Origin of the sequence: Geminocystis sp. GBBB08, from assembly GCF_016743215.1 — a bacterium.
Classification (GTDB): domain Bacteria; phylum Cyanobacteriota; class Cyanobacteriia; order Cyanobacteriales; family Cyanobacteriaceae; genus Geminocystis.
On the sequence record NZ_VRZC01000098.1, the window covers coordinates 1 to 14,495 of the forward strand.

The 14,495-nt window shown below is 30.1% G+C and carries 11 protein-coding genes; 6 read left to right on the plus strand and 5 right to left on the minus strand.

All coding sequences use genetic code 11. The annotated features are described in order from the left end of the window. Nucleotides 1–168: 168 nt before the first annotated feature. The 3 genes from FWJ34_RS12685 to FWJ34_RS12695 form a co-directional block, all read right to left on the minus strand. The gene (locus FWJ34_RS12685; protein ID WP_308255688.1) at nucleotides 169–2,427 is read right to left on the minus strand and encodes a glycosyltransferase 61 family protein; all 2,259 of its coding nucleotides are present in this window, start codon (nucleotides 2,425–2,427) and stop codon (nucleotides 169–171) included. Nucleotides 2,428–2,609: 182 nt separating this feature from the next. Then, on the minus strand, nucleotides 2,610–3,155 hold the full coding sequence (gene rfbC / locus FWJ34_RS12690; protein WP_308255689.1) for a dTDP-4-dehydrorhamnose 3,5-epimerase: 546 nt from the start codon (nucleotides 3,153–3,155) through the stop codon (nucleotides 2,610–2,612). A 256-nt stretch (nucleotides 3,156–3,411) separates the two neighbouring features. Continuing rightward, complete coding sequence (locus FWJ34_RS12695) at nucleotides 3,412–4,338, minus strand: class I SAM-dependent methyltransferase (protein ID WP_308255690.1); 927 nt, start codon at nucleotides 4,336–4,338, stop codon at nucleotides 3,412–3,414. Nucleotides 4,339–4,632: 294 nt separating this feature from the next. Between FWJ34_RS12695 and hisF the strand changes: the two genes are divergently transcribed. Then, nucleotides 4,633–5,400, plus strand: a complete 768-nt coding sequence (gene hisF, locus FWJ34_RS12700; RefSeq protein WP_308255691.1) for an imidazole glycerol phosphate synthase subunit HisF — start codon at nucleotides 4,633–4,635, stop codon at nucleotides 5,398–5,400. A 131-nt stretch (nucleotides 5,401–5,531) separates the two neighbouring features. Continuing rightward, entirely contained in the window at nucleotides 5,532–5,723 is a 192-nt protein-coding gene (locus tag FWJ34_RS12705) for a hypothetical protein (RefSeq protein WP_308255692.1), read from the plus strand. 102 nt (nucleotides 5,724–5,825) lie between these two features. Here FWJ34_RS12705 and FWJ34_RS12710 read toward each other — a convergent pair whose 3' ends face one another. Beyond that, nucleotides 5,826–9,332 carry an EAL domain-containing protein gene (locus tag FWJ34_RS12710; RefSeq protein WP_308255693.1) on the minus strand — a complete coding sequence of 1,169 codons (3,507 nt, stop codon included), beginning with the start codon at nucleotides 9,330–9,332 and terminating at the stop codon, nucleotides 5,826–5,828. A 338-nt stretch (nucleotides 9,333–9,670) separates the two neighbouring features. Between FWJ34_RS12710 and lipA the strand changes: the two genes are divergently transcribed. Beyond that, entirely contained in the window at nucleotides 9,671–10,543 is an 873-nt protein-coding gene (gene lipA / locus FWJ34_RS12715; RefSeq protein WP_308255694.1) for a lipoyl synthase, read from the plus strand. Nucleotides 10,544–10,546: 3 nt separating this feature from the next. Here the strand turns inward: lipA and FWJ34_RS12720 are convergent, their stop codons facing one another. Further along, complete coding sequence (locus FWJ34_RS12720) at nucleotides 10,547–11,458, minus strand: cation diffusion facilitator family transporter (protein ID WP_308255695.1); 912 nt, start codon at nucleotides 11,456–11,458, stop codon at nucleotides 10,547–10,549. Nucleotides 11,459–11,713: 255 nt separating this feature from the next. Between FWJ34_RS12720 and FWJ34_RS12725 the strand changes: the two genes are divergently transcribed. The 3 genes from FWJ34_RS12725 to FWJ34_RS12735 all read left to right on the plus strand — a co-directional run. Further along, the gene (locus tag FWJ34_RS12725; protein WP_308255696.1) at nucleotides 11,714–11,893 is read left to right on the plus strand and encodes a hypothetical protein; all 180 of its coding nucleotides are present in this window, start codon (nucleotides 11,714–11,716) and stop codon (nucleotides 11,891–11,893) included. Then, nucleotides 11,890–13,953, plus strand: coding sequence for an AAA family ATPase (locus FWJ34_RS12730; RefSeq protein WP_308255698.1), 2,064 nt, complete (start codon nucleotides 11,890–11,892; stop codon nucleotides 13,951–13,953). The genes FWJ34_RS12725 and FWJ34_RS12730 overlap by 4 nt, the downstream gene beginning before the upstream one ends. A gap of 56 nt (nucleotides 13,954–14,009) precedes the next feature. Further along, on the plus strand, nucleotides 14,010–14,495 hold a 486-nt coding region (locus FWJ34_RS12735), incomplete at its 3' end, for a DHH family phosphoesterase (protein ID WP_308255699.1).

Here is a 14,495-nt window from a genome sequence, read left to right on the forward strand (position 1 = left end):
TCTAAGTACCGTACCGTAGGGCATACGGGAACTTTTGTCTTTAAGACAATAAACCCTTGGGGAGAGGATGCCTCTATTTTGATTGGTAGTGATACCTGTCAAGGTAAGCAATCTCATTGAACCAAGAATCCCATCGCATCAACGGCATGGGAGTGTCAACCAAGATGTTTATTTGATCATTATGTGATCTAAAAGTAGTTTTAAGTTTTGACAATTTAAGTAAATATCTTCAAATCTGGAGTCAGGATAAAGTAATTGATGAAAGTGTTTACTGCCGATAATTTCTCCTACTAAATAATAATAATCTAAGTTCATTAAATTACTGACTAACCAATAGCACGGATAAACATAATTTGGGGCAAAAATTTCGATAACTTTAGTGTTACATTCACAAAAAACAAGGTTACTTAAAGCACTACCATGGGGAGATATGACTATTTCTGCTTGAGATAATAATTCTGCTTGTTGTTTAACGGATAATAATTCTAAATTTACCACGTCAAAGTCATATTTTTGCAAAATAGTTATTACTTCTTGTTCATTAATTAAACGGCGATTACTAGATTTACTCCGACTTATATATAAATTTTTTTTCTCTTTATTATGATTAACTTTATTCTCTAAAATTTTATCCCGTAAATAACTACAACTCCAAGAAGGCATCCAAGCGATCGAGCTAGGAAAAGAAGGTATAATTAAATGAGTAGCTTGTATATGTAGAGGAAAAGATAAGGGTAGTATTTTATGGGTTGGAATGCCAAAAAGTTCTAAGGTTTCTTGTTGAAAATTAGTACGATTATCAACTAAAAAATAATCAACTTTATCATAGTCAATGTTAGCTAATTCTAATAAATTAATTCTTGGTAAAATATCAAATAACCAATGAAAATAGATGTTATTTAATAATCCTGCTAAAATAATAACTGTGCCGTTTATTTGTTGAATAGGGGGTAAAAAATTAGTTTTTAAAAGAGAATGTTTGCTAGGGTGACTATGAGGATGATTTGGGCTTAAAGCTGGAGATTCTGGAGAAAGATTACCAATTAACAAATTTTCTGAGGTAATAACAGCACTACTGTCTTCATTTTCTTGAAGGTAAAAACGCCCATTAGGAATATTAACTAGAAAGGTTTTTGGTAACTCAATAGTTGAGGGAAAATAATAGCTAGGATGAATATTTTTATCAATAGTTTTAGGTAGTTTTAAGAATAGAATATGATCTAATTTAAAGTCAATATAATTATTATTAATCATCGAATTTTTTTCTGCCCAATCTAAAGCTGTTTCATAATAACTTTGTGGTGCTTTTACTAAATTATTCTCTTGTTTCTCTTTTGACAAACTTTTGTTAATTAAGTTAATTATTTCTTGACTTTTTACTTGATTTATACTAGATAATTTTTGCTGATAGATATTGATAGAATCAACTTGGTTGGTGGAAAGTAAACTTAAAATAAGTTTATAGTAACCAGACTCTGATTCTAAGTTATTGTTTAAAGCTATTTGATAATACTTAATGGCTAAAAGATAGTTTTTTTGTTGGAATAATAAATGAGCAATATTAAGGGCTATTTTTCCTTTATTGTCATTATTTTTTAATTCTTTAATTAGGTTAATATTTAATTGTACCCCTTGATTATTACTAGAAAAAAACTCAATTTCTCTGTAATACCAATTGAAATATTGTTGATAAATAGAAGATTGATAATCAATTAATTTTTGCCATAATTTTATGGCTGAATCTAGGTCATTTTCGAGAAGATAAATATAACCTAATTCTCCATAGGCTTGATAAAAGTTAGGCTCAATTTTGATAATTTTTATCAATAACTGTTTACCGGAATAAACTTGATTAGTTTTAAGATAACAATAAGCTAAATTTGATAAAATATTTAAGTTACGATGATTGATATTTAATCCTTGATTATATATAAAGATCGCCTGATTATATTCATGTATATTTTGCCATAATAAACCTAAATTTTCATAGGAAATAATTAAGTTAGGTTGTATTGATATTAATTGTTGCCATAGAAAAACGGCAGAATCATAATCACTTTGTTGAGTAAAAAGTTGAGCTAAATTGAGATAAGCAGGAATATATTGAGGATTAAATTCTAAACCTTGTTGATATAACTTGATGGCAAAATTAGTATTTTGTTGATCTAGTTTTAAATCAGCGATGTTAAATATAGATTCAGCGATAATAGTTAATTCTTTTTGTGGACTATTCAATAATAAATCTAATAAAATTGTTTGAGATAATTCTTCTTCTCCTAAACATAAATAAGCTAATCCTAAATAGATTTTTAATAAATTATTATCAGAATCATTAACTAAAATATTTTCGATATATTCAATAGCATTTTGATAATTTTCTTTCTCAAAAAAACTATTTAGTTGTAGTTGATAATTGTCAATATTCATAGCTGTTGATAAGTTAGTATGCTAAATTAGTCAAAAAAAAGAAAAGGGAAGACGGAAATATCAAATATTAAATTATGTTTTTTGATTTTTTGAATTGTCTAAACTTTAACGATTAAATATCTTCTCAATTATTTAATAATAATTAAACATACTATCTACTGAAGAACCATTATTATCGTCAATTAATCAAAAATCTCTGCATCTTTTAATAGGGGTGCATTTTTATCTTTATCAGATAGTAAAGGAGTTGCTTTTAAATCCCAATTAATATTAATATCAGGATCGTTCCAACAAATAGATCGATCATATTCTGAAGCATAAAAATTATTAGTTTTATATAAAACTTCCGCACTTTCAGACAAGACTAAAAAACCATGGGCAAAACCTTCTGGTATCCATAGTTGTTTTTTATTTTCAGCCGTTAAAATCTCGCCTACCCATTGCCCAAAAGTAGAAGAAGATTGACGAATATCAACAGCAACATCAAAAATTTCTCCAACTACTGCCCTTACTAATTTAGCTAAAGGTTGCTTAATTTGATAATGTAATCCTCTTAATACATTATATTTAGATTGAGAATGATTATCTTGGATAAAGTTAGTCTTTAAACCTGTTTTTTCCTGCCAAGATTTCAGGTTAAAACTCTCAAAAAAAAAGCCTCTATCATCATAGAAAATTTGAGGCTCAATAATTAAAACATCAGGTATTTTAGTAGAAGTAATTTTCATATACTAATGAATAGTTAATAGTTAATGTAGCAATCTTATTTGATTTGTGGTATTTCCATCGGGGAAAATTTAGAATTTAAAATTTAGAATTTAGAAATGACTTCAATTTGAGAGTTATTAATATTTAATTTACCACAACTTATTTACGACTGACTGCTATAGGTAAATTGGTTCTAATCTTTTAGCCTTTTAATTCCTCATTCCTAATTTTTCATTCCTCATTCTTCATTCCTAATTTCTAATTCTTTATTTATTATCAATTAATTTTTTGACTAATAATAGCACGATGACGAGGACTTATCGAAATAATTTTAGGATTAGAAAAACCATATTTGACAAAAACAGAGCTTAGATCTAAAGTAAAATATTCATCTAAATAAGGTTCAGTACTTTTTAATAAAGTTAAGACATAACGAGGCATTTTTTTATAATTTTCTGATTGTGGATTCATGTCCATTATGGCAAAATAACCACCTTTTTTCACTAATTTACTTGCAGATTCAATAATATTTTTAGCCGCCGATTGAGGTAATTCATGAAACATTAAAAAACTAGAAATTAAATCAAAAGATTCAGGCATTAAGTTAGTCAATTCAGCAGTGCTATGAATCCAGTTAATAGTCTTATTTTTTTTCTTGCTTTGATAGTTTGCTACAGCTAAAAAATAAGGAGATAAATCTAAACCTGAAATATGACTATTACTATAATTTTCTTGTAAAGCAAACGTACTTAAACCAACACCGCAACCTAAATCTAAGATATTTTGAGGATTGGAGGGAATTTCTGACTTTAAAATTTGATGATAACTTTTTCTTAAGTTGCGATCACCATCAGCTTGAGGAGTTTTAGAATAGACAGTAGAATGTACTGTATAAGCTGCTGATTCCAATTCCCAAGCGGCATCCCAACTAAGATTACCCTTATCATAAGCATGAAAAGATTGAAGGTAATAAGAAGGGTAAATAATATCAGGATTTTCTACGGTTTGAATTTCAGTTTCCCAGTCATGATTTTGCAGATTTTGGACATTATCTTCCCAATTTACGCCAATAAGATGAGCCCGTTTAACAATCATTTTACGAGCTCTGGTTTTGGCAAATTTCATTAGTGGTTTAATATTCAGTAACTTGTTAATTATGGTACTGGAAAAGTTATTATTTGATTTTATAATTGTGGCAGTCATAATTTTTTAAATTAATCAATAATAGGATTTTAAAGGTACATTTCTTTGTTCGATTATTATTTATATGATTGTAACAATCTCTTAAGATTCCCTCTGTTTTTGATTTTAGACAATTATTTACTATAGCAACGGACAGGTTAGTTAGGACATTTTAATCCTTTAGACAAGGAGTTTAAACCCCTTGTTACCCCTTGTTAATGCCCTAAGAATCATGGCGACTGCTATATAATCTGTGTGAATTCAGTTTCATCTTTTATGATAGGATAATCAAGCTCGATCAAATTACAAAAAAAGATGTTAGCCAAGAGAATTTTACCCTGTTTAGATGTCAACGCTGGACGAGTGGTTAAAGGAGTCAATTTTGTGGATTTAAAAGACGCAGGTGATCCCGTTGAATTAGCAAAGGTTTATAATGATGCTGGGGCTGATGAATTAGTATTTTTAGATATTACTGCCACCCACGAAGCCCGAGATACTATTATTGATGTAGTATATCGTACTGCTGAACAAGTTTTTATACCCTTAACGGTAGGGGGTGGTATTCAAACCTTAGAAAATGTTAAAAATTTGTTAAGAGCTGGAGCTGATAAAATAAGCATTAACTCTACGGCAGTAAAAAATCCTGATTTTATCAATCATTCTAGCGATCGCTTTGGTTCTCAGTGTATAGTAGTAGCAATTGATGCCAGAAAAAGAAAAAATCCCCATAATCAAGGTTGGGATGTATATATTCGAGGGGGGAGAGAAAATACCGGGAAGGATGCTATTTTATGGGCACAAGAAGTCGCCAAAAGAGGTGCAGGAGAATTATTAATAACCAGTATGGATGCAGATGGAACTCAAGCGGGGTATGATTTAGAGTTAACTCATGCCATTGTCGAAAAAGTAGAAATCCCTGTAATTGCTTCAGGGGGTGCAGGAAACACTCATCATATATACCAAGCCTTAACAGAAGGAAAAGCCGAAGCTGCCTTATTAGCGTCATTATTACATTATGGGCATTTAACCGTTGAAGAGATTAAAAACTATTTACATAAACATCAAGTAACCGTGAGAAGATAGTTAGTGAAAGATTTAGCTTTTTCGGGCTATCTCCTCTGTTTCTTGATCATGATTTTATGTCAAACGAAGGGAAAAGTTAATATTTAGGAAGGATATGTACTAAAATAGACTAAACCTTAAATTGTTAAGAAATGTTAATTCCGATTCTCATTTTCGATATTGCTCTTGTAGCTTGGTCATTGCATCTTATGCAACAAGCCTTTGATCATCGTGAATTTTCTTTAATGTTAGCAGGAATATTAGTTGCTTTATGTGCAGCAGCGATGATGGTAGTATATTTTTTAGTTAATAATTGTTTATCTTATTTTGCCCACAGTCACTAAATAAATAATTCTGATTTACTGATTTTTCGATTTTCCGATTTATTATATGGATAAATAGTTATAGTTTATCTTAATAATATTGATAAATTTCTATACTTAATGTTAATGATAACGAAGATTATGAATAAAATTATAAGCATTTTGAGCTGATAAAGGACGAGAGAATAAATAACCTTGTGCCAGTTTACAGCCTATCTCTTCTAAAATTTGTAGTTGTTTTTCCGTTTCAATTCCTTCTACTATTACCTCTAAATCTAAATCTTCCGCTAAAGATAAAATCGCTTTTACAATCTTCGCTTTTTTTACATCTTCATCAATGTTAGCAATAAAAAAACGATCTAATTTTAAACCATTAATGGGTAATTTATGTAAATAACTTAAACTGGAATATCCTGTGCCAAAATCATCTACCCATAACTGAATTTTACGCTGAATAATTTGTTGTAAAATATCAAGACTAAAATCTTCTTGAAAAATAGAACAACTTTCGGTGATTTCTAGTTTGATATATTCTGGATTTACTCTGGTTTCTTCAATGATATTATCTAGTTGAATTAAAAAATTTTCAGCATTAAATTCTTGACAAGATAAGTTAACACTTAACACGGGTAATTCTTCTAAATTTAAAGAATCTTGGATAATTTTTTCATGCCATTTTTTCCATTGATGACAGGCTTGTTTTAAGACGGCAAAACCCATCGGTATAATTAATCCTGTTTCTTCTGCTATATTAAGAAAATAATTAGGAGTAGTTAATCCTTTTTGCGGATGATTCCAACGAATTAAACTCTCAAATCCTTTTATTTCACCAGTGTTAATTTTAATTATAGGTTGATAATAAAGTAAAAATTCATTTTCCACTAAACCTTGCCTAATTTCATTCTCTAGTTGTAATTGTGCTAAGGCTTCGTTGTGCATTTCTCCTTGAATTACCTGATAATAGCCTCTTTTTTGAGATTTAGCTTTATAAAGTGCCGTATCAGCATATTGTAAAATTTGTGCAGGAGTTAAAAAGTTATATTGTTCAACATCAATGCTACTGCTAAAAAAGATACCAATACTAATTCGGCAAAATAATTGATATTGATTGATAATAAACGGCGGTTGAAATGCAGTGTTAATATTTTCTGCTAATTTAATAACTTGTTTAACATCGGTTACTTCATCACAGAGAATAGTAAATTCATCACCGCCTAATCTGGCTACTAAATTATTATCGCCGACACAACTTTGCAGTCTTTCACCAATAGCAATTAAGAGTAAGTCTCCGACTCCATGCCCTAAACTATCATTAACAGCTTTAAAACGATCACAATCGAGAAATAAAACACTAAACTGATAGTTAGAAGAAGAAAACTCCCTCAATTGATAAATACTATTACTTAATTGTTGTAAAAAATAAGTACGATTTGGTAATTGGGTTAAATTATCATAAAATGCTTGATGGTGTAATTTTTCTTGGGCTTCTTTATATTTAGTAATATCTTTTACTGTACCTTCATAATAGAGCAAATCTCCATAAATATTTCTTACCGCTCTAGCATTTTCCGAAATCCAAATAATACTACCATCTCGGCGATAAACTTGAGATTCAAAATTAGTAATGGCATCATTTTTTTCTAACAGCAAGATAAATTCTTTGCGTTTTTCTGAATGTAAATATAAAGAATTTTCAATATCATTAAGATTTTCAATTAACTGTAAAGCACTATCATAACCATAAATTTTAGCTAAGGCTTTATTCGCAGTTAAATAACAACCATCGGCAGTAGTTTGAAAGATTCCTTCAATGGCATTTTCAAAGAAATTACGATATTTATTTTCAGCTTGACATAAAGCATATTCCATTTCTTTACGTTCACTTATATCTGTAATTAAACCTTCTATACCTAATAGTTTTCCCTCTCTGTCAAAAATACCTTTACCCTTTTCCCATAGCCATTTTTCTTGATTATGTTTAGTAAAAATGCGATATTCTATAGAATAATTAATTTTCTTATTAATGCTAGTCTTAATAGTACTTAAAACTTTTTCTAAATCAAGAGGATGTGTAATTTTTACCAAATTAATTTTACCCGAAGAAAATAACTCAGAGGAAGAATAACCTGTTAAACCTAAACATCCTTTACTGATATAATCTTTTCCCCAATTATCATCATAACTAATCCGAAAAAACACCCCAGAAGTAGAATCAATTATTGTTGATAATTCTCGTTGACTTTGATGTAACTTAAATTCTATTTGTTTATGTTTAAAAATTGTACCTAATTGATAAGCAACCGCTTCAATCAGAGTAAGTAAATCATTATCTGTCGGTAAATTACGACGAGAAAAAAAGATTAATACAGCAACAACTTCCTCCCCAGCCATGATAGGTACACCAAAAGCCGCTTTTAAGCCACATTTTGAGGCTAATTCTCGTCTTAAAAACCATTTTACTTCAGAAACATCATTTAACCAAATAGTCTTTTTCTTCGACCAAATCTTCCCCGGTAAACCTATGGTTATCTCAAAATTATAATTGTAACTTTCCTGTTTAAAATCTTGTAAAGATAAATCGTCACCCTCTCGATAATTTTTTTGAGGAGAAAACCAAGCAGTAGAAAAACTAAAAAATTGCTCTTGAGTATCAGGTAACCACGCTTCTCCGAAATCCCAATCTGTTAATTGACATACTTTTTGAATAGTGTATAACAACGCCGTATCAAAATCCACTGCCGAAGTAATTGCTTGGGAAATATTTAAGAGTAATGATTTTTCTTGTTCTTTTTTTCGTTTCTCAGTAATATCAACGATTAATCCTTGTAGATATAATAACTCACCATTAAGAGAATAGATTCCTTTTCCTTGTTCCCATACCCACTTAATTTCCCCAGAATAATGAACTATTCTATATTCTATCTCAAAAATAGTACGAGAAGCGAGGGCACTTTGGACTTCTTGCCACACTGAATGTCGATCAGAATTATAAATTAAAGTATTATAACTAATAGCACGATTATTAATAAATTGATCAGCATCATACCCTGTTAAATCCCAACAATTTTCACTAATATATTCTACCGTCCAATGTTCATCATTGCGACACTGATAAATTACAGCAGGTAAATTATTGACTAAAGAAGAGAATTTCGATAACTGAAGACTTAAATCCACAATAGAATTATGCAGTAATTGATAAAAAATAGCAATGATAACTTTTTCCGATTGCCAAGTAACAAGATTTAAAGATAAATTATATAACTGAAAATAATTATTCAGTGGTGAAGAATAACTATTTAAGGAGTGATGATGACAAATTTTGGGTATCAATAAATAAGAGTTTTCCCTCACTAAAGTAAAAATTTGCTCAATAGTGTAAGGTTGAATATAATCTTCTAATGTACTTTGTTGAATCAATGTTGGATCATAAATATGGAAACTTTCTCGAAAACATTGATTAGTATCAATTAAATGATGGGTATTGGGTTTGATTAAAGCAATGGGAGTATCAATGGAGTTTAAATCAAAATTGTGACAGTCAAGATTTCCTGAAAGACAGATATATTCGTAAAACTGACGAAGAGAATCATGGTTACTGCTTAAATTTTTCATGAATATCGATTCCATAAATCTCCTTTTTTCAGTTACATTGAATAGAATTTAGAATTTAAAATTTAGAATTTAGAATGAAGATTTTACCAGTGCATCTTTGCCCCATTGCCCATTGCAAGAATGCCTATCCTCATCAAAATACTACCCTAATTACTTGAATTTTATCTTGATTATATTCTTCATCACTATTTATTTTTCTAACTTTGTTCTAAGATAAAACAAAACTTCAGAATGCTCTGGTATTATTAACAACAATTTTGTCAAATTCAAGCAATGACTCAAAGTCTCTTGTATTTTAAGATCAAAAAAGTTATGATCACAGAGTAATTGACGTGATCATCAAGATTAAGACTGTGACGGTAAAACCACATTGGCTAAGGGTAAAAGCACCACAAATTCAACGAGTTGGGAATGTTAAAGATACTTTACGAGATTTGAATCTCAATACAGTTTGTGAAGAAGCATCTTGCCCAAATATAGGTGAATGTTTTAATCTAGGTACTGCTACATTTTTAATTATGGGTCCAGCTTGTACTCGTGCTTGCCCTTATTGTGACATAGATTTTGATAAAACTCCTCAAAAACTTGATACTACAGAGCCATTACGTTTAGCTGAAGCTGTCAAAAGATTAAATCTCAATCATGTTGTTATTACTTCCGTCAATCGAGATGATTTACCCGACGGCGGTGCTAGTCAATTTGTTGCTTGTATTACAGAAATTAAAAAATTATGCACAAATACGACTATTGAGGTGTTAATCCCTGATTTATGCGGTAATTGGAACGCTTTAGAGATGATTCTAAAGGCTCAACCAGAAGTTCTAAACCATAATACAGAAACCATAGCTCGATTATATCGTAAAGTGCGCCCTCAAGGAGAATATACTCGATCTTTAGAGTTATTAAAGAAAACAAGGGAATTATCATCGAAAATCTATACAAAATCAGGAATTATGGTAGGTTTAGGGGAAACAGAAACTGAAGTAAAGCAGGTAATGGAAGATTTGCGGGGAGTTGATTGTGATATTCTCACCATTGGGCAATATTTACAACCATCCCCACATCATTTAGAGGTAAAAGAATTTATCTCCCCCTCACAATTTAATTCATGGGCAGAATATGGCGAAAAATTAGGGTTTTTACAAGTAGTTTCTTCTCCTCTTACTCGTAGTTCTTACCATGCAGAAGAAGTCAGGAAATTAATGAGACTTTATCCTCGTCATTAAATGTTAATCATAAGTAATTTGTGACGATTCATACTCTAAAGGTTCAACATGAATTAAGATTCTCACAGGGGCAAATTTTTCTTCTAATTTAGCCTCAATTTTTTCTGTTATTTCATGGGCAATTTTTACATTTTCACTCTCAACAATTAAGTGCATTTCTATAAATACTTGTCTGCCTAATAATCCCCTTGAAGCAATATTATGACAATTAATTACACCGGGTACTTCTATCACTATTTGATGAATTAATTCAGGAGCGATCGCCATTTCATCTACTAACCAAGGTAAGTTACTTTTTAACACTTTCCAACCACTTTTTAAGACTAAAAAAGCCACAGGAAAGGCTAATAAATAATCAAGGGATTTTAAGATAGGTAAATTCCAGTTTTCTGATTGCCAAACAGCCATTAAACCCAGTAAAACTGAAATAGTTACCCAAACATCACTCATGGTATGAGTTGCATCAGCAATTAAAATATTACTACCTATTTTTTCCCCCACACTCCGCTCATAAAATGCTACGAAAATATTAATACCTAAAATTATAATTAAAACCCATAATTCACCGCCACTAATTTTAACGGGATTTCCCCCAAAAAAGATCCTATTCAATGCCGAAGTTATAATTTCAAAACAAGCAATACCCAAAAATGCAGCTATTCCTAATGCACCAATCGCTTCAAATTTATGATGCCCATAAGGATGATCTCGATCTGGTATTGGGGATGAAAGTTGATTTGTTACTAAACCTAAAACATTATTGGCACTATCGGTTACACTATGTAAAGCGTCAGCTTTTAAACTTAAAGAACCAGTCATAACACCTACTACTACTTTTAGTGCTAAAACAATGATATTTAAGATTAAGGTAATAATCAGTACTTGACGAACTTTTTGACGTTTATCCTGAGTCATTATTTTCCATTATTGATCATTAATTTGTTGATTTATTTTTTCTCGCAAAGGCGCAAAGACGCAAAGATATAAGGGACAAAAACTATTATTATCTTTAAGTTTATACTGAGTTTATACTTATTTATTTATTGTATCTCTATTCCTCAAAAAATCTCTTTATTTTTGTTAATTTTTGTTAATTAAGAATAGGTTTATTTTTAAGATTTACAACAATGTTTTACCATTAAATTAACTTCATTATTGATAATAAATATCATGATTAATCATAATTATTATAACCTTGATAACATTACCGAACCAATTACTAAGGCTCCCCCGGAAATAAAGGCGATCGTCCAAGAAGTGTTACAATTAGAAAAAGAACGATTATCTCAGAAAAATGTCCGCTATATTAATGATGATGTCTTGACAATAATTAAACAATATATTCAATGAAAATTATTAGTTTACAATTTTTTAACTTTCGACAATTTTATGGTAAAACCCCAGTAATTTATTTTGCTAGTGGCGAAAAAAATACTACTATTATTCACGGTAATAATGGAGCCGGAAAGACAACTATTTTAAATGCCTTTACTTGGGTGTTTTATGAACGATTTACTGCTGCTTTTGCTTCTCCTAATTTATTAGTAAATAAAAGGGCAATTAATCAAGTAGAATTTGGTACTGCGGTAGAATGTTTTGTTGAAATAATTTTCTCTCATAATTATAAAACTTATCAATTAAAAAGAAAGTGTTTTGCCCATCGAAATCAAGATAATAAAATAGTTATTAATTCATCACAATTATTCATGATGGTAGCCGGAGATGACGGTAAATGGCAACATCCTCTTGAACAACCTATAGATATAATTGAAAGAATTTTACCTAAAAGTTTACATCAATACTTTTTCTTTGATGGCGAACATATTGATCATCTTTTTCGAGTAGAAGAAAGACATAAAATTGCCGAAGATACTAAGGGATTAATCGGCGTAAAAGTTTTAGAAAGGGCTGTAAGTCATCTTAAAAATGCTCAAAAAACTTTAAGGGATGAGTTAAATTCATTGGGTGATATTAAAATTCAAGGTTTAGTTAAACAACAAAAAGATTTGGAAAATTTAGAAGTAAAATTAAGAGAAGATAATCATTTAATTACCTCAAGATTAAGTCAGTTAGAATTAGATAAACAAAATCTTTCTAGCCAAATGTTAGTGATGAGTGGCATTGAAAATTTACAACTATTAAAACAAAAATTATTAATTGAAGAAAAAGAAGTTAGAAAAAATTTACTTAACACTCAACAAGCTATTAAAAAAGAAATTTCTACTAGAAGTTATTTAACTTTTTTACCTTCAGCTATAGCCGAATTTAACCTTATTATTGAAGATTTAAAACTCAAAGGAGAGTTACCTAGTGGTATCAAAAAACAATTTGTCGAACAATTATTAAATCAAAATAAATGTATTTGCGGTACAGAATTACACCCAAACACTCAGCCTTATTTACAAGTACAAAATTGGATTAATAAAGCAGGAAGTAGTCATATTGAAGAAGCGACTATTCGTTTACAAACTCAAGTTAATAATATTGAATCTCAACAAAATAACTTTTGGCAAGATGTCAATAAATATCAACAAAATATCATTAATTGGCGGATTCAGTTAAGCAATATTGAAGAAGAATTAGATAAAATTAATCAACAATTAAGACAGTATCCTGATCGCAATATTCAAGAGATACAAAAACAATTAGATAATATTGATCAACATATTCGTCAATTAACTTTAAATCAAGGAGAAATTAATCTACAATTAGAAAATATTGAAGAAGAATTAATAACCCTAGAAAGACAAATAAAAAAACAAGAAATAAAGGCAGAAAAACATAGTTTAATCCTCAGAAGAATTCAGGCAACAGAAGCCTCTATAAATTGTATTTTAGAAGTACAAAAAAGACTAGAGAATCAATTTCGTTTAGCTTTAGAAAAAAAAGTTCAAGAAATTTTTAATTCTATCTCTTTTACGCCTTATCAACCTCGTTTAAATCAGAATTATGAGTTAAATTTAATCGAAAATACTTCAGGAATTGCTTTGTCAGTAGCCCCCTCAACGGGAGAAAATCAAATTCTCAGTTTATCTTTTATTGGTGCTATTATTGATATGGTAAAAGAGTGGTCAAAACAAAGTAGTTTTGTTGGTTTAGATTCGAGTAAATTTCCGATAATTATGGATTCTCCCTTCGGCAGTTTAGACGAAATTTATCGCCGTCAAGTAGCAAAATCTATTCCTCAATTAGCTAATCAATTAGTTGTTTTAGTCACGAAAACTCAATGGCGAAATGAGGTAGAAACCGAAATGAATCCTTATATTAATAAACAATATGTGTTAGTATATCGATCGCCTAAAGAAGATTGTCAAGAAGATTTCATTAACATTTATGGAGAAGAATATCCCTTAGTTAAAAAAAGTGATAATCAGTTTGAATATACAGAAATTATGGAAGTAAATATTTAGGTATAAATAAGTATTAATCAACTATCTGTTAACAGTTAAAAGCTCAATTTATAGTCATGGAATATAATCTACCTTGTCAGCGTTGGAAATTTTACCCTCAAAATGATACTTTCGTTAATAATTTAATACATCGTTTGGGATTATCCCCTATTGTGGCTCAAATAGTTGTTAATCGTGGTATTTTAAACCTAGAAGATGCCCAAGGCTATATCAATCCAGAAATTATTCCTTTACCCCCTCCTTTCACCGAATTCCCTGATTTACCTAAAAGTATTGCTATTTTGACAAATGCCATCGTCTCTAACCAAAAAATTGCTATTTGTGGTGATTATGACGCTGATGGAATGACTAGCACAGCTTTACTTTTGAGAGGTTTAAAACATTTAGGGGCAATGGTAGATTATGCTATTCCTAGTCGTATGACAGATGGTTATGGTATTAATCGTCGTATCGTGGAAGAATTTAAACGAGAAGGGGTTAAAGTAATTTTAACTGTAGATAACGGTATTTCTGCCTATGATGCTATTGCACGGGCTAAAGAG